General features: G+C 67.2%; 14 protein-coding genes. 8 read left to right on the top strand and 6 right to left on the bottom strand.

Annotated features, from left to right (window positions below):
- Positions 1-114: 114 nt before the first annotated feature.
- Entirely contained in the window at positions 115-1242 is a 1128-nt protein-coding gene (locus tag OEJ37_RS21465) for a porin (RefSeq protein WP_263345451.1), read from the top strand.
- 182 nt (positions 1243-1424) lie between these two features.
- On the top strand, positions 1425-2120 hold the full coding sequence (hutC, locus tag OEJ37_RS21460) for a histidine utilization repressor (RefSeq protein ID WP_174420151.1): 696 nt from the start codon (positions 1425-1427) through the stop codon (positions 2118-2120).
- A gap of 9 nt (positions 2121-2129) precedes the next feature.
- Here hutC and OEJ37_RS21455 read toward each other — a convergent pair whose 3' ends face one another.
- On the bottom strand, positions 2130-3371 hold the full coding sequence (locus OEJ37_RS21455) for a glycosyltransferase (RefSeq protein WP_263345449.1): 1242 nt from the start codon (positions 3369-3371) through the stop codon (positions 2130-2132).
- A gap of 98 nt (positions 3372-3469) precedes the next feature.
- Here OEJ37_RS21455 and OEJ37_RS21450 point away from each other — a divergent pair, with 98 nt between their 5' ends.
- A complete protein-coding gene (locus tag OEJ37_RS21450; RefSeq protein ID WP_174420153.1) occupies positions 3470-4090 on the top strand; it encodes a TetR/AcrR family transcriptional regulator in 621 nt (206 codons plus the stop codon).
- A 139-nt stretch (positions 4091-4229) separates the two neighbouring features.
- On the opposite strand, the gene OEJ37_RS21445 is transcribed toward OEJ37_RS21450, so the two are convergent.
- Positions 4230-4844: a TetR family transcriptional regulator gene (locus OEJ37_RS21445; protein ID WP_175917571.1), complete on the bottom strand. Its 615-nt coding sequence runs from the start codon at positions 4842-4844 to the stop codon at positions 4230-4232.
- A 391-nt stretch (positions 4845-5235) separates the two neighbouring features.
- Here OEJ37_RS21445 and OEJ37_RS21440 point away from each other — a divergent pair, with 391 nt between their 5' ends.
- The 3 genes from OEJ37_RS21440 to OEJ37_RS21430 all read left to right on the top strand — a co-directional run bounded on the left by OEJ37_RS21440 (position 5236) and on the right by OEJ37_RS21430 (position 8055).
- On the top strand, positions 5236-5898 hold the full coding sequence (locus OEJ37_RS21440; protein WP_263345446.1) for a DUF3313 domain-containing protein: 663 nt from the start codon (positions 5236-5238) through the stop codon (positions 5896-5898).
- A gap of 16 nt (positions 5899-5914) precedes the next feature.
- The gene (locus OEJ37_RS21435) at positions 5915-7525 is read left to right on the top strand and encodes an intermembrane transport protein PqiB (protein WP_263345444.1); all 1611 of its coding nucleotides are present in this window, start codon (positions 5915-5917) and stop codon (positions 7523-7525) included.
- Positions 7526-7704: 179 nt separating this feature from the next.
- Positions 7705-8055 carry a hypothetical protein gene (locus OEJ37_RS21430; RefSeq protein ID WP_174420157.1) on the top strand — a complete coding sequence of 117 codons (351 nt, stop codon included), beginning with the start codon at positions 7705-7707 and terminating at the stop codon, positions 8053-8055.
- Between the two features lie 36 nt (positions 8056-8091).
- Here the strand turns inward: OEJ37_RS21430 and OEJ37_RS21425 are convergent, their stop codons facing one another.
- The 4 genes from OEJ37_RS21425 to OEJ37_RS21410 all read right to left on the bottom strand — a co-directional run bounded on the left by OEJ37_RS21425 (position 8092) and on the right by OEJ37_RS21410 (position 12174).
- Entirely contained in the window at positions 8092-8922 is an 831-nt protein-coding gene (locus tag OEJ37_RS21425) for an alpha/beta fold hydrolase (RefSeq protein ID WP_263345441.1), read from the bottom strand.
- A 108-nt stretch (positions 8923-9030) separates the two neighbouring features.
- Positions 9031-9948, bottom strand: a complete 918-nt coding sequence (locus OEJ37_RS21420; RefSeq protein WP_096474968.1) for a LysR family transcriptional regulator — start codon at positions 9946-9948, stop codon at positions 9031-9033.
- Positions 9949-10130: 182 nt separating this feature from the next.
- Positions 10131-10376 carry a DUF3717 domain-containing protein gene (locus OEJ37_RS21415; protein ID WP_034182147.1) on the bottom strand — a complete coding sequence of 82 codons (246 nt, stop codon included), beginning with the start codon at positions 10374-10376 and terminating at the stop codon, positions 10131-10133.
- Between the two features lie 262 nt (positions 10377-10638).
- Positions 10639-12174 carry an amino acid permease gene (locus OEJ37_RS21410; RefSeq protein WP_263345439.1) on the bottom strand — a complete coding sequence of 512 codons (1536 nt, stop codon included), beginning with the start codon at positions 12172-12174 and terminating at the stop codon, positions 10639-10641.
- Positions 12175-12763: 589 nt separating this feature from the next.
- On the opposite strand from OEJ37_RS21410, the gene OEJ37_RS21405 reads away from it, so the two are divergent.
- The gene (locus OEJ37_RS21405) at positions 12764-14311 is read left to right on the top strand and encodes a sensor domain-containing diguanylate cyclase (RefSeq protein ID WP_263345436.1); all 1548 of its coding nucleotides are present in this window, start codon (positions 12764-12766) and stop codon (positions 14309-14311) included.
- 155 nt (positions 14312-14466) lie between these two features.
- A complete protein-coding gene (locus tag OEJ37_RS21400; protein WP_175917564.1) occupies positions 14467-15537 on the top strand; it encodes an FUSC family protein in 1071 nt (356 codons plus the stop codon).
- The last annotated feature ends 19 nt before the right edge of the window (positions 15538-15556 follow it).

Genomic DNA, 15556 nt, shown 5'->3' with positions numbered 1-15556 from the left:
CACGCAGCCGGCACGAACGCACGCGGTTCTTCACGAACCGCGCGCGTTCGCGGCCGACGCGCGCGTCGGATCGTCGTTCCCGTCGTTACGGGCCTTTCCCAGGAAGCACAAACAATGAAAAAAGCAGTCGTCGGTACCCTCTCTGTCGCGTTCTTCAGCGCCGCCGCGCATGCGCAAAGCAGCGTCACGCTCTACGGGATGCTGGATGCCGGTATCGCCTATACGAACAACCAGTCGGGCAAGAGCGTATGGCAGCAAGGCAGTGGCCTGCTGTCGAATACGGTCTTCGGGCTGAGCGGCAGCGAAGATCTCGGCGGTGGCCTGCATGCGCTGTTCCGCCTCGAGAACGGTTTCAACCTGAACAACGGCACGCAGTCCTACCGAAACTCGATGTTCGGCCGCCGCGCGTACGTCGGCCTGCAAAGCGACCAATACGGCGCGCTGACGCTCGGCCGGCAATACGACTCCGTGGTCGACTATCTCGGCCCGCTGGCAATGGCAAACAACGGCGACGGCAACAACCTCGCATCGCATCCGTTCGACAACGACAACATCGACGATTCGTTCTACATCGACAACGCGGTGAAATACACGAGCCCGACGCTCGCCGGCTGGCAGTTCGGCGGCCTGTACGGGTTCAGCAACGCGGCCGGCAGCTTCGCGAACAACCGTGCGTACAGCGCGGGCGTGTCGTATGCGAACGGGCCGGTCAGCCTCGGCGCCGCGTACCTGCAGCTCAACCGCGGTGGGTTGACGGACGGTGGGGCGCTGTCGACGAACGACGCGCCGAACTTCCCGGCGGTACGCCAGCGCGTGATGGGCGCCGGCGGCAGCTATGCGTTCGACCGGCTGACGGTCGGCGCGCTTTGGACGCATTCGATGTTCGACGAAACGGCCGCGTCGTCGCTGCCCGGCGCGCTGAACGCGCTGCGCTTCGACAACTACGAGATCAACGCGCGCTATGCGCTGACACCGGCGGTCTCGTTCGCGGGCGCCTACACGTTCACCGAAGGCCGCTACGACGACGCAACCGGCAGCCACCGGCCGAAATGGCACCAGGTGACGCTGATGGCCGACTACGCGCTGAGCAAGCGCACCGACGTGTATGCGGAAACCGTGTACCAGCACCAGTTCGGCGTGCCGTCGGGCGCGCCGCTCGGGTTCGCGAACGTCACGGGGCTCGCGGCTTCGTCGACGAACACGCAGGTGGTCGCGACGGTCGGCATCCGGCATCGGTTCTGACCGCGCGCCGGCCATCGACGGCCGGCCGCTCTGTGCAATCCCGCATGGACGCGCGCCGGCCGAACAGGGATCATTCGTGGAATCCGGGCCCGCGCGCCCGCGAAACCGGTACACTCGGCGCCGGGCGCGCGCCGGATCGGCATTCGGCGGCGGGCCGCTGCCGACTCTCGAATCGTGATCCCATGACCACACCGATCTATCAGGAAATCAAGGACTTCATCCTCGCGCGCATTCATGCCGGCGAGTGGGCGGAAGGCGACCAGGTGCCGTCGGAGAACGAGCTCGCGCGCGAATTCAACGTCGCGCGGATGACCGTCAACCGCGCGCTGCGCGAGCTGACGGCCGAACAGGTGCTCACGCGCACGCGCGGCTCGGGCACGTACGTCGCATCGCCGAAGTACGAATCGACGCTCGTCGCGATCCGCAGCATCTCGGACGAAGTCGCCGCGCGCGGCCACGGCTATCGCGCGCAGGTGCTGCAGGTCGGCGCGGCCGTCGCCGATGCGAAGCTCGCCGACGAGCTGCAAATCGACACCGGCAGCCCGATCTTCCATTCGCGCGTGCTGCATTTCGAGAACGACACGCCCGTGCAGCTCGAGGAACGCTGGGTCAATCCGACCTGCGCACCCGAATACGCGTTGCAGGACTTCACGACGACGACGCCGAACCAGTACCTGACGCGCGTCGCACCGTTGCAGCGTGTGGAATACCGGATCGAGGCCGCGATGCCCGACGCCGAAACGCGCCGCCATCTGACGATGGACGACCGCGAGCCGTGCCTGCTGCTGCATCGGCGCACGTGGTCGCAAGGGTTGGTCGCGTCGGTAGCCAACCTGTGGCACCCGGGCAGCCGTTACCGGTTCACCGGGCATTTCTGACCCGCTGGCTCACCGCGCGCCGGGCCGCCCCCATCGCTCGATCGCGCTGACCGCAAGCTTCAAGCCGTCCTCCTGCTCGATGCGCTCGCCGAGTTCCGTTGCGCGCGCTTTCGTGTCGCCACGTTCGGCAAAGGCGATCGCCCGAGCAAGCGCGGCAGCGTCCACGCGCCGCCCCGCGACCGGCCCATCCGCGACGCCGAGCCGCCGCAGCCGGTTCGCCCAGAAGAACTGATCGCCCGCGAACGGCACGACGATCGACGGAATGCCGGCCCGCGCGGCCGAATGCGTGGTGCCCGATCCGCCGTGATGGATCGCCATCGACACGCGCGGGAACAGCCAGTCGTGCGGTGTGTCGCCGATCATGCGTACGTGCGCCGGCAACAGCGACGCATCGATGCCGCTCCAGCCCGGATAGAACAGCGCGCGCCGGCCGCCGAGCGCACGCACCAGCGCGCCCGCCATCGCCGCGCGGTCGAAGCCGGCCATGCTGCCGAAGCCGATGTATACCGGCGGATCGCCCGATTCGAGAAAGGCGGAAAGTTCAGGCGGCGGCGCCCATGCGCGCGCATCGATACGCCACTGGCCGCATGCGAGCACCTGCGACGGCCAATCCGCCGGGCCGGACAGCAGCGCCGGCGACACGCCGTACAGCATCGGATGATCGGTCCACACCTGCTTGCGCGGCGGCAGCGCGCACACGCTTGCGCGCGCCGCATTCGTCGCTTTCCTGAACGCCTGCCACAACAGTGCGTTGACGAACCGGTGGCTCGCACGGTTCAGCCAGCGCGGCAGCTTGCCCGGCGGCAGGAACGGCGACGCGAATTCGGCGGTCGGCGTGATCGGGATCATGCCGGTGCCGATCGCCGGCACGCGGCGAAATTCGGCAACCGACAACCCGACGAACGACGCGAGCCCGGACACGAGGATCGCATCGCAACCGGCCGATGCGTCCGCGATTTCGCGCATCCATGCGGCCGTGTTCGCATTCGCGATCGCCGCGAGCGCCTTCGACGTGTCGTTGAAACCGCCGCTCCCGCGCACCGCGTCCGACAACGCACCGTCCGGCGCGATCGCGCGGCGGATATCGCCGGACAACCGCGCCGACGGCACGCCGAGCGCGTCAGCCGAGCCAAGCGTCGCGGCATCGGCCAGCAGCCGGACATCGTGGCCGGCATCCATCAGCGCGCGGCCGAGCGCCGCGAGCGGGCGCGTGTCTCCTTCGGTGCCGTAGGTGGCGATGACAAGCTTCATGCGCGACTCCTCGTTCCCGTCGACGGGAACAGGTGGACCTAAAAAAATGCACGTCGTATACTAATGTAATTCGTGCACTTTAAGTCGATCCTCCTGCCATGCCGATTCCGACCGACGATCCGGGCCGCCGCGCGCGCAAGCGCATCCAGATGCTCGCGCATCTCGCCGCCACCGGCGCGCGCCTGTTCGACGCGCACGGCTACGAAGCCGTCACGATGGAGCAGATCGCCGCGCAGGCCGATGTCGCGAAGCGCACGCTGTACAACCATTTTCCGACCAAGGAAGCCGTGCTCGCGCACTGGCTCGAAGGCGAGCTCGCGCGTGACCTCGCGCATCTGCAGCGCGACGTCGCGCGGCGCAAGACCTTTGCGTCGCGCATCGGCTGTGTGCTCGACGCATCGGCTGCGTGGTGCGAGCAGCATCCGGTGTACCTGCTCGCGTATCTGCGGCACCGCTTCCTGAGCATCGGTGCGGTCGAACCTGAAAACGGCGGGGAGAACGGCAGCGATATCGCGCTGGTGTGGCAGCAACTGATCGCCGCGGGGCAGCAGTCCGGCGAACTGAACGCAACGCTGCGGGCCGACCAGCTCGCGACGTGGTTCCATCACCTGTATCTCGCGGCGATGTTGCGCTGGCTGACCGTGCCGGGGCTGTCGCTGAAACGGGAGTTCCAGTCGGTCGCGAAGTTGTTTATTGAAGGCGCGCAAGCGCAACGCTGAGCAGTGCAAGGCGCCGGTCGGGCGCTCACAAGCTCACCGGCTCACGGCTCACCGGCGGCTCACAATTGCCCGAGCACGACCGCGAGCAGCGAGCGCCCGAAACGGGCGACCGCCGCACCGCATGCGGCAAACGCTCGCTTCATTTCTTCCGCGACGCTTTCGCCGCCGGCACACTGCGCTTCGCGGCATTACCGCCGCCCGACGGCCATTGCGTCTCGTCGAGCAGCCGGTCGAACAGCCGCGCGCGCTCGTCGGCCGACAGCGGGCACAGCCCGAACATCGCCGATAGCGCGAGCCCCCAGGCCGCTTTCCATCGCAGCAGCGCAAGATCGGGATCGTCGGATTCGGCCGCAATGCGCTTCGCGTTCTCGCCGTCGGTATCCCGAACCTGCTGCAGCGGCGCCGGATCCTCGACTAGCGCCGCCATGATCGCGAGCGCGGCCGACGGCTGCTGGTCGATCACTTCGCGCATCGTCGCGATCTGCGCGGACAGCGTCGGCTGCGCTTCGCGCGGATCCCGCGCGGCCAGGTAATCGCGCTGGAATCGTTGGTAGTAGTCCTGTTGATGTTCCATCAACGCATTCAGCACATCGCCTTTCGTGCGGAACTGATGCATCAGCCCGCCCTTGCTGATGCCGCTTTCGCGCGAGATCGCATCGAACGTGAGCTTGCCCGGGCCGTCGCGCTCGAGGATCGCGAGCGCCGCCTGGATCGCGGCAGTGCGCGTTCGCTCGGAACGCGTCGGGTTATCCATGAACTTTCCCCGGTATGAAAAAACGCCACACGATCGCGCCGAACCGGCATGACCGCATGAAGGAAGTGCGCGGAGTCTATCACAAACAAACCGCCTGGTCGGTTTACATCTTGAAATGGCGGTGCTACGATCGGCTCCCGCATCGGCCCCGGCCGGATGACGGCCCGCGTCGCGCACCGCATGGCGCGGCGCGAATGCCGCCTGTGGCAAGGCTGGCCGACCGATAGACGCTGCCGGCCGGCTTGCCGCTCCGTCGATTCATGCGGTGATTGCGCGTCAAAAACAAACCGTCTGGTTGGCTTTTTTCAAGAACCCCGAGCGGCGATGCCGCCCTGTTGCACCCCCCCTTCGCACCGGCTCTACCGGCGCGAACCCCGACCCGGAGCATCAAATGAACCGATCGATCAAGCCCAGCCACCTGCTCAACGCCGCGCTTTGCGTCGCGCTCGCCGGATGCGCAGGCGTCCAGCCCACCCGCTACAGCGGCATCGAATCGTCGCCCTACCTGCGCAGCGATCCGCAGGACAAGTCCGGGCGCGTGCCCTACCGCTACGCGCTGCCGGCGGACTGGCACAAGTACCGAAAGCTGATTCTCGACCCGGTGGCCGTCTATCGCGGCACCGACCATCAGTTCGGCGACCTGAGCGACCAGGACAAGTCGACACTCGCGACGTACATGGGCGACACGTTCGCGAAGAAGCTCGGCAAGCGCTTCGAGCTGACGAGCGCGCCGGGTCCCGACACGCTGCGCGTGAAGCTGACGCTGACGGGCGCCGTGACGACGACGACATTTGCCGGCACATTCGCGCATTTCGATCTCGCGGGCAACGTGTACAACGGCGTGCAGGCGATCCGCGGCCGCGAAGGCGCATTCACGGGCTCGGTCATCTACGCGGTGGAGATCCGCGATGCATCGACGAACCGGTTGATCAACGCGTACGTGACGAAGCAGTATCCGAATGCGATGAACATCGGCGCGAGTTTCGGCGCGCTGAGCGCGGCAAAGACCGGCATCGACAAGGGCGCCGATGCACTCGTCGCGCAGTTCGACTGACATCCTTCTGTGCACCTTGGCGCGTTTCAGGCAGGTGCTCGCGCGCTGGCCGCGAGCGGCGATTTTCTGGGTCGCGCCGCTCGCGGCCGCCGCGTTCTGTATCGCATGGGGCATCTCGTCGCTCGGCAGCCGCGGGCCGACGATCACGATCGCATTCGCGACCGCCGACGGGCTGGAAGCCGGCCGATCGACGCTGCGGCTGCGCAATGTCGAAATCGGTCGCGTCACGCGCGTTCGCGCGTTGCGCGGGCAACCCGGCGTGATGATCGACGTGCGACTGGACGCCGACGCGCAGGCCCTGGCGGTTGCGGACACACGCTTCTGGATCGTGCGGCCGCGCATCGGGCCCGGTGGCCTCTCCGGTCTCGATTCGGTGCTGTCCGGTTCGTATATCGCGGCCGCAACTGGCAGTTCGCGCGAACCGCGCACGACGTTCACCGGGCTCGACGCGCCGCCCGTCAACGAGAACGGCGGCCGTCACTACACGCTGCGCGCGACGTCGCTCGGCTCGGTCGCGATCGGTTCGCCGGTCTATCACCGGCGCGCTCGCGTCGGTCAGGTGGCCGGCTATACGCTCGATGCCGACGGACGCGGCGTATCGATCGACGTGTTCGTCGCCGCGCCATTCGATCGATACGTCGACGTCGATGCGCGCTGGTGGCAGGCGGGCGGTCTCGGTCTGCGGCTCGACGCGGGCGGCATGAGGCTCGGCACGCCGTCGATCGCCGCGCTGCTCGCCGGCGCGCTCGCGTTCGCGGCGCCACCCGGGCGCACCTCGAACGTCGCGGCGCCGGACGGCGCGCGCTTTCGCATGGCCGACGATGAAATCGACGCGATGCGCACGCCGAACGCACCGGCCGCGCCGGTCGTGATGCGTTTCGACCGGTCGCTGCGCGGGCTCGATGTCGGCGCGCCGGTGGATTTTCGCGGCATCGAACTCGGCAACGTGACGGCGGTCGGCACCGAATACGACGCGGCACGCGGCGGCGTCACGATGCGCGTGACGATCGCGCTTTACCCCGATCGCCTCGGGCAGCGCTATCGCAACGTGCTCGGCAACGGCGACACCGATGCCGGCAAGGCGCTGCTGCGCACGCTCGTCGCGCGCGGTTTGCGCGGACAGTTGCGTGTCGGCAATCCGATCGCGAACCGCTCGTATGTCGCGCTCGACATGTTCCCGCACGCGCCGCCCGCCTCGGTCGATACGGACCGCATGCCGATCGTGTTGCCGACCGTGCCCGGCACGCTCGACGTGCTGCGCGTACATATTGCCGATATCGCCGGAACACTTTCGCGATTGCCGCTCGATCGCATGGGCACGGACCTGAACGCAGCGCTTATGCGCACCAATGCGCTATTCACGCAACTCGATACCGAACTCGCGCCGCATGCGCGCGATGCGCTCGGCACCGCGCGACAGGCGTTCACGGCCGCGCAGGCGATGCTCGTGCAACAGGGTGCGACCACATCGAACGTCCACCGCACGCTGACGCAATTCGCACGCACGTCGAGCGCACTGCGCGCATTGGCCGGCGATCTGGAACAGCATCCGGAATGGTTGCTGCCGAATGCTTCGGGCGCCACGCAACCGGCCGATACGCCGCATCCGGCAAGTAGATCGCGGTAAGCGCGTCGCGCGGCGCATACGGATTTTCACGACGAATGCACGCATCGCATGCCAAATTTGCCGCGCAGCAGTATGCTGGTGTCGAACGGCTGCGCACGGTGCATCGGGTAATCCCGTAATTCGCACGTTGTCGCGCCGCCGTCGCGACCGCAACCATGCGTTGCAAGGAGGGATTCGTGATGGCTACCACGCATCAGCACTTCCACCTCGAACTACGGCACGCCACCGCGCCGACCTATTTCATCAGCTACCTGTTTCCCGCCCTGCTGTTCGTCTATGAATTGCTGCGCGTCGGCCAGTGGATCCGCGATCACGGCATGCAATTCGCCGCGTTCAAGCAGATGGGTTACGAGTATCTGCTGATGCTGCTGTTCGTCGGGCTGCAGATCGTCGTCGAGGCGATCTTCCTGCTCGGTGCCGCGATGCGTCGCGATCGCGACTTCGAGCATCGGCTGCCGAATGTGATCCTCGGCATCGGCTGCTCGATCGCGCTGCTCGCGATCGATCTCGCGATCCAGCTGGCGTTCTGACGGCCGGCGGGCACACGCCCGCCGGTTGTCGGACGCTCAAGCGCCTGCGTCGCGCAGGAACGCCGCCACGGCGGCCAGCACGTCGTCCGTCCGCTCGCGGTGCGGCATGTGCCCGCATCCGGCGAGCAACAGGAACGACGCCGGCCCCGCGACGCGCGCGGCGATCCGCTTCGGATGCACGTCGGATCCGTATTCGTCGTCTTCGCCGTGAATCGCGAGCGTCGCGCATTGCACGCGCGGCAAGTCGTCGTCGAGATTCCAGTCGCGAAACGCCGGCGACAGCCACGTGTCGACCCACGCGCGCAGCACCCATTCGGCCTTGTCGCCGTGATAGCGCGCGAGCCGATCGAGCTGGCCCGGTTCGTCGAACTGCAGCGCCGCGTCGCGAATGCCGGCCAGCGTGCGATCCTCGACGAACGCCTGCGCGGCGACCGTCACGAGCGCGCGGCAACGCTCCGGATGCACGGCGGCGCAGCTCACCGCCATCCCGCCGCCGACGCTGTGCCCGAACGCGACGAACGCATCGACGCGCAGTTGCTCGAGCACGGCTTCGAATGCGTGATCGGCCTCGTCGCGCACGAACGTCGTGCCGAGCTTCCCCGGATGACGATCCGAACGGCCGAAGCCGAGGCGGTCGTATGCGATCACGTCGCGTTGCGTGGCGTTTGCGAGCTGCGCGGGAAAGTCGCGCCACAGGTCGACGCAGCCGAGCGAATCGTGCAGCAGAATGATGGGCGCGGCCGGCTCGGGCGCGGCGGGCCTGGACGTGTTCGTCGCGTCTTGCACCGGACGAGCACGCCAGCGTTTCGCAAGGAGACGCCCTTGCGGCGTCTCAACGATTGTCTCGTCGGTCGGGCTATCGGTCATGTGTCGGTCGTCTGCGTGAAAGCGGCCGCAGGTCGGCGGCCCCAGTGGATGCCGCATGTTGTCCCGGCGGCGCGCGCAGCGTCAAGCAAGCCCCCACCGCTCGCGCGCTCATTCGGGCTGCGGCGGCAGATACTCCATCTGCGCTTCGTCGTACAGCCGGTAGATCAGCGCCTGCATCGCGCGGATGTCCTCCGATTCGTCGAGCATCCGCATGCTCATGATGATCGGCGACACGAGGTTCGGATCGTCGAGCGGCTTGTAGCTGATGTCGTCGCGCTTCAGCCCGTACACGCTGTGCGGCACGACCGACACGCCCTCGCCCATCGCGACGAGGCCGAGCGCGATCTGCAGTTCGCGCGTTTCGTAGATCCGCCGCGGCTGCAACGCGCGATCGTGAAAGGCCGCGAGCACCTGGTCCGCATAGCTCGGGCGCGGCGCCTTCGGGAAGATGATCAGCGTGTCGTTCACGAGATCGTGCAGCGACAGCACGGGCTTCGCGCCGTCGAGCGGATGGCCGACCGGCAGCGCGACGATCATCCGCTCCTCGCGCAGCACGACGCGCCGCACGCTCGGATCTTCATGGCGGATGCGCCCGAACCCGACGTCGATGCGCCCTTCCTTCAACGCCTTGATCTGGTCCATCGTCGACATCTCGTGCAGGCTCAGCTCGACGGCCGGATATTCGCTGCGAAAGCGCCGGATGATCTTCGGCAGCATCCCGTACAGCGTCGAGCCGACGAAGCCGACCGACATGCTGCGCTCGATCTTGCCGACCCGCTTCGTCATCGATTCGAGCTCGGTGGTCTGCGCGAGCAACTGCACCGCGTGCGAATAGAAGAAGCGCCCGGCGTCGGTCAGTTTCAGCGGTCGTGCGTTGCGCTCGAACAGCGGCACGCCGAGCGCCTCCTCGAGCTGCTGGATCTGCCGGCTCAGCGGCGGCTGCGCGATATGCAGCCGTTCGGCCGCACGCGTGAAATTCCGCTCCTCGGCAACCGCGACGAAGTAGCGGAGGTGTCTCAACTCCATTTTCGATGCCTCCCGGACAGCGATCCGACGTCAAACCACGGCCGGACGATGTCATCACGATACCGCAGGCGGCGCAAACCTCCACGCACACAGCCACGCGCCGCCCAAAGCAAAACGGGAAGCCCTCGAGCTTCCCGTTTCCGATCGACACCGCCGTGTCCCGGCAGCGTCACGACCGCTTGTCACACCTCGGTCGCGTACAGCGCGTCGCGCTGCTCGTTGCTCAGCGAGTCGAGCGGCACATCCGGCAGCCGATAGCAGATCATCGTGCCGTACAGCTCGGCGAGGCAATTGCTGCCGGCGTCGAGCGCGTAGCCGTCCTCGCCGTCCGGTGCCGGCGGGTACACTTCGCGCCACGCATTGATCGCGGCTTCGATTCGCACGATGGAAACGGGTCCGGCCTTCCGCTCGGCGGGTGATGCGCTCATGGATTCCTCTGGGTTGCGCGCTCCGCGGGCCATGCCGGCCCGGATGGAACGATGAAAACGCCGGGCGCCGCCGGCCGCCGCGCGCCGCGCGCGCCGGATGCCGATCCGCGCTGCGCCTGTCGCGCCGGCCGGGCCGTGGCCCGGTAGGGTCGGGCAATATAACCGGCTTTGACCCCGTGCAGGCAAAAGCCGGGCAAAAAAAACGGGAAGCGCGAGGCTTCCCGTTTCATCGCACGTCGCGCGGCCGCCTGCCGCACGCGCGTCAGCCCGCGGTTTCGCGGTTCACCACCAACTGCCGCTGCGCGCCGCGGCTCGCGGCGACCCACGGCGCGATCTCCATGTCCTCGTAGCGCACGAAACGGCTCTTGTTCAGGAACCGGAAGCCGAGCCACACGACGAGGAACAGCGGAATGCCGACATAGGTCGCGGTGACGCCGGCCCAGTCGATCCGGTTCGCGAGGAACGCCTGGTAATCCTGCCCGAGCGCGATCACGAGGCACAGCACGAACGCGAACAGCGGGCCGAACGGGAACCACTTCGACCGGTACGGCAGCTGGTCGAGCGAATAACCCTGCTTCACGTAGCCCTTGCGGAACCGGTAGTGACTGACCGCGATGCCGAGCCACGCGATGAAGCCGGTCATCCCCGACGTGTTCAGCAGCCACAGGTACACGGTCTTGTCGCCGTACAGCGACGTGAAGAAACACAGCGCGCCGACGGCCGTCGTCGCATACAGCGCATTGCGCGGCACGCCGCCCGGCGACAGCTTCGCGAACACCTTCGGCGCGCGACCTTCGACCGCGAGGTTGTAGAGCATCCGCGTCGACGCGTACATGCCCGAGTTGCCGGCCGACAGCACGGCCGTCAGGATCACCGCGTTCATCACGCCGGCCGCGAACGCAAGGCCCGCGTGGCGGAATACGAGCGTAAACGGGCTCACGCCGATGTCGGTCACGTCCGTCTTCAGCAGGTTCGGGTCGGTGTAAGGAATCAGCACGCCGATCACGAAGATCGCGAACACGTAGAACAGCAGAATCCGCCAAAAGATCTGCTTTACCGCGCGCGGGATCGTCGTGCGCGGGTTTTCCGATTCGCCGGCCGCGACGCCGATCAGCTCGGTGCCCTGGAACGAGAAGCCCGCGATCATCGCGACGCCCATCAACGCCGGCAGGCCGCCCGCGAACGGCGCGTCGCCGATCGTCAGGTTGCCCCAGCCGTTGCTCGGCGCACCCTTCAGAATGCCGAAGATCATCAGCAGGCCGACGCCGATGAACGCAACCACGGTGACGACCTTGATCAGCGCGAACCAGTATTCGGCTTCGCCAAAGCCGCGCACGGTGAGCGCGTTGAGCAGGAACATCACGCCGAGGAAGGCCGCGCTCCACCACACGCCCGGCACGTCCGGAAACCAGTAGTGCATCACGAGCTGCGCGGCGACGAGCTCCACCGCGATCGTCACGGCCCAGTTGTACCAGTAGTTCCAGCCGAGCGCGAAGCCGAAGCCTTCGTCCACGTATTTCGCGCCGTAGGTCGCGAACGAACCCGACACGGGCATGAACGCGGCCATCTCGCCGAGGCTCGTCATCAGGAAGTAGACCATCAGGCCGATCAGCATGTACGCGACCATCGCGCCGCCGGGGCCGGCCTGCGAGATCGACGCGCCGGACGCGACGAACAGGCCCGTGCCGATCGAGCCGCCGATGGCGATCATCGTCAGGTGGCGCGCCTTCAGCGCGCGATGAAGCTTGGGTGGGTTCGCGGACGAACCGGGTTGGTCGGAATTCGGAATTGCGGACATAAACGAGACGAACGTTGAGCGGGCCGGCATCCGTAGCCGGCGCATGCGGAATCGGAGCGCGGTGCGCGTCCTGCGATGCATTCGATGCGGCCCCGATACGCGTTGCGCGTCGGGCGCCTGCGGCGAAGCGCGGATTCTACCCGATTCGTCATGGGGGAACTCAGGCGCACACGCCTGCGGCGGCCGGCGAGATTTCGCGGAATCAACGAGTTGGCTCCGCCGGCGCGGCCGCAGCCGCATGCCGGCGCAAAAACCATAAATAATTCATGGTTATTCGGCTTTTCATTCCGCCCCGGCAAGCGCGCAATCCTGTCTCAATCCGCCAAATACCGCGCCGATACGAAAAATCGACCGATCAGAACATCATTAATCAGACAAAACGACCGAAACTGATAATTGATTCAAATCAAATTGCCCGCGCGCAATGCGGTAATGATGCGTAATCGTTTCGAATCGCCATTTCCACATGCATGTTTTGCATGTACACACGAATTGCAGGAATTCGCGAGATAATGCGGGCTAATTCGAAATAATCAGCGCGCGGAACCGTCGACTACGCGAATATCCGCCGCCCTGCCCCGTCCAGAGGATGAAGTCATTCCCGCTGCCCGCCGCACTGCGCCGCCATACCGCGTCGATCGTGGCACGCATTCTGTCGCCCCGCGGCGTGCTCGTTGCGGGCATCGTCCTGCTGATGTTCAGTTGGGGACTTTCCACGTCGCTTTTAATCGAGGCGCGACGCGACGCGCATGACCATGCGGTCGAAAATGCGCGCAACCTGATGCTGCTGATCGAACGCGATATCGCACGCAATATCGAACTCTACGATTTGTCGCTGCAAAACGTCGTCGACGGTGTAGTCGATCCGGAACTGATGACATTGCCGCCGCGCCAGCGCCACCGGCTGCTGTTCGACCGCGCCGCCACCGGCGCGTATCTCGGTTCGCTTTTCGTGATGGATGCGCACGGCAATATCGTGATCGATTCGAGCGCGACGCCCGCGCGGCAAGGCAACTTTGCGGACCGCGATTATTTCACCGTGCATCGCAACGATCTCGCGCAGGGCCTCTACATCAGCCGCCCCTACGCGTCCCGGCTGCGCGGCGGCGCGCTGACGATCGCGCTCAGCCGCCGAATCACGCTGTCCGACGGCACGTTCGGCGGCGTCGTCGTCGGCACGCTCAGCATCGACTACTTCCGCGCGCTGCTCGACGGCCTCGCGGTCGGCAAGCACGGCAGCGCGGCAATCGCCGAGCTCAACGGCATGCTCGTGAGCCGCCTGCCTTACGACGCGCGCGTGGTCGGCCTCGACCTGCGCACTTCGCCGCTGTTCATCGCGGCGCTGCGCAGCCGCGAAGGCGTGCTGTCGGGCATCGGCAGCATCGACGGCGTGCGGCGCATCTATGTTTACAAGCATCTCCCCGGCCTGCCGCTGATCGTCGACGTCGCGCCGGCCGAGATCGACGTCTACGCGTCGTGGCACCACCGCGCGATCTGGACCGTCGTACTGATGTGCATGTTCACCGGGTTCATCGCGTGGGGCTCGCTGGCGCTGTCGCGCGAACTGCGGCGCCGGCAGATCGCCGAATCGAAGCTGTACCGCCTCGCGCACACCGATTCGCTGACGGGCCTCGACAACCGCGGCACGTTCGACACGGTGCTCGCGAAGGAGGCGCAGCGTGCGGCGCGCAGCGGCCGCCCGCTGTCGGTGCTGTTCGTCGACGTCGATCACTTCAAGGCGTTCAACGACTACTACGGCCACCCGGCCGGCGACGACGTGCTGCGCCGCGTCGCGCAATCCGCGTCGCGCTGCCTGCGCCGCGAAGGCGACCACGTCGCGCGCTACGGCGGCGAGGAGTTCGTCGTCACGCTGCCCGACACCGACGCGCAAGGCGCGGCGACCGTTGCCGAAGGCATCCGGCAAGCAATCGCGGAGCTCGGCATCGAGCACGTGAAAAGCCCGTACGGGCGCGTCACGGCGAGCATCGGCACGGCGACCGCCGCCGACGGTCGCATGACCGCCGCGACGCTGCTGCGGCGCGCCGACGAGGCGCTGTACCGCGCGAAGTCCGGCGGGCGCAACCGCGTGTCGGACGCGCAGCCGAGCTCGGCCGACGCATGGCGTGACACGGCGTGACGTGTCGTCGTGACACGATGTGGCTGCCGGCCGCGCCGGACAGCAGCGCCGTGGACAGCCCGCGCGCGTTCGGCTAGCGTTACGGCTGCTGCGCATGCGGCGCGGCGCCGCCCCGCGCAAGCCGCCGTGCGCGTTCCGGCCACTCCAGCTCCGTCATGACCGCCCCGCTCCCTACCCGGCTCCCCTCCCTCTTGCGCCACGCGCTCCGCCCGCTACTCGATCCGTACCGTCGCTATCGGCACGCGAAGCTGATTCATGCCGCGCGCGTCGCGCTCGCGATTCTCGTGTCGATCGGCCTGTCCACCGGCCTGCGCGTGCCGCACGGCGAGTGGTCCACGATCACCGTGCTGATCGTCGTCGGCGGGCTGCAGCATCACGGCAACATCCGCAAGAAGGCGGCCGAGCGCGCGCTCGGCACGTCGATCGGCGCGCTCGCGGGGCTCGGGCTGATCCTGCTGTATTCCGCCGCGCACGCACCGATCGCGATCTACCTGCTGATGGCGGTTGCCTGCGGCATCTGCGCGTATCACGCGATCGGCAAGGCCGGCTATATCGCGCTGCTGTCGGCGATCACGATGGTGATCGTCGCCGGGCACGGCGACAACGAGATCGTCGACGGCTTGTGGCGCGCGGTGAACGTGCTGATCGGCATCGCGATCGCGCTGGCGTTCTCGTTCGCGCTGCCGCTCTATGCGACCTATTCGTGGCGCTACAAGCTCGCCGACGCGCTGCGCGCGTGCGCGGCCGTGCATGCGCGGGTCGCCGGCGACCGCCAGGTCGGCGACGACGCGCACCTGAAGGAAATGGCCGCGCTGAGCGCGCTGCTCGTGCAGTTGCGTTCGCTGATGCCGTCGGTGTCGAAGGAATGCGAAACGTCGATGGCGCAGCTCGAGGCGATCCAGCGCAGCCTGCGCCTCTGCATCGGCTATCTGGAGATCCTGTCGAGCGCGGTGCCGGCCCGCGACGACGTGGCGGCCCGCGAATACATGCGCGTCGGGATGAAGGCCGTGAACCGGCGCATCCGCGACACGCTGGTCGGCGCGAGCCGCGCGCTCAAGTTCGGCAAGCCGAGCCGGCTCGCGCCGCGCCGCCGACCGGCCGACCCGCCGCACGACGCGCCGCCGCCGCAGCTGTCGGGCTACGTGTCGATCACGGCCAAGCTGGCCGGCGAAGTCGATCAGTTGCGCGAGAAGCTGCTCGACACCGCGCAGTCGTGGAATATCTGAGGTTCGCGGGATTCCGGGC

This window comes from Burkholderia sp. BKH01, from assembly GCF_025685725.1.
GTDB lineage: Bacteria > Pseudomonadota > Gammaproteobacteria > Burkholderiales > Burkholderiaceae > Burkholderia > Burkholderia pyrrocinia_C.
The sequence above is the reverse complement of the archived record's forward strand: the minus strand, read 5'-3'. Positions and strand labels throughout refer to the sequence as shown.

Coding starts and splice junctions, on each gene's coding strand:
- hutC (WP_174420151.1), top strand. CDS start 1,425: ATGACCACACCGATCTATCAGGAAATCAAGGACTTCATCCTCGCGCGC.
- OEJ37_RS21450 (WP_174420153.1), top strand. CDS start 3,470: ATGCCGATTCCGACCGACGATCCGGGCCGCCGCGCGCGCAAGCGCATC.
- OEJ37_RS21440 (WP_263345446.1), top strand. CDS start 5,236: ATGAACCGATCGATCAAGCCCAGCCACCTGCTCAACGCCGCGCTTTGC.
- OEJ37_RS21410 (WP_263345439.1), bottom strand. CDS start 12,174: ATGTCCGCAATTCCGAATTCCGACCAACCCGGTTCGTCCGCGAACCCA.
- OEJ37_RS21405 (WP_263345436.1), top strand. CDS start 12,764: ATGAAGTCATTCCCGCTGCCCGCCGCACTGCGCCGCCATACCGCGTCG.
- OEJ37_RS21400 (WP_175917564.1), top strand. CDS start 14,467: ATGACCGCCCCGCTCCCTACCCGGCTCCCCTCCCTCTTGCGCCACGCG.
- OEJ37_RS21430 (WP_174420157.1), top strand. CDS start 7,705: ATGGCTACCACGCATCAGCACTTCCACCTCGAACTACGGCACGCCACC.
- OEJ37_RS21420 (WP_096474968.1), bottom strand. CDS start 9,948: ATGGAGTTGAGACACCTCCGCTACTTCGTCGCGGTTGCCGAGGAGCGG.
- OEJ37_RS21465 (WP_263345451.1), top strand. CDS start 115: ATGAAAAAAGCAGTCGTCGGTACCCTCTCTGTCGCGTTCTTCAGCGCC.
- OEJ37_RS21445 (WP_175917571.1), bottom strand. CDS start 4,844: ATGGATAACCCGACGCGTTCCGAGCGAACGCGCACTGCCGCGATCCAG.
- OEJ37_RS21415 (WP_034182147.1), bottom strand. CDS start 10,376: ATGAGCGCATCACCCGCCGAGCGGAAGGCCGGACCCGTTTCCATCGTG.
- OEJ37_RS21455 (WP_263345449.1), bottom strand. CDS start 3,371: ATGAAGCTTGTCATCGCCACCTACGGCACCGAAGGAGACACGCGCCCG.
- OEJ37_RS21425 (WP_263345441.1), bottom strand. CDS start 8,922: ATGACCGATAGCCCGACCGACGAGACAATCGTTGAGACGCCGCAAGGG.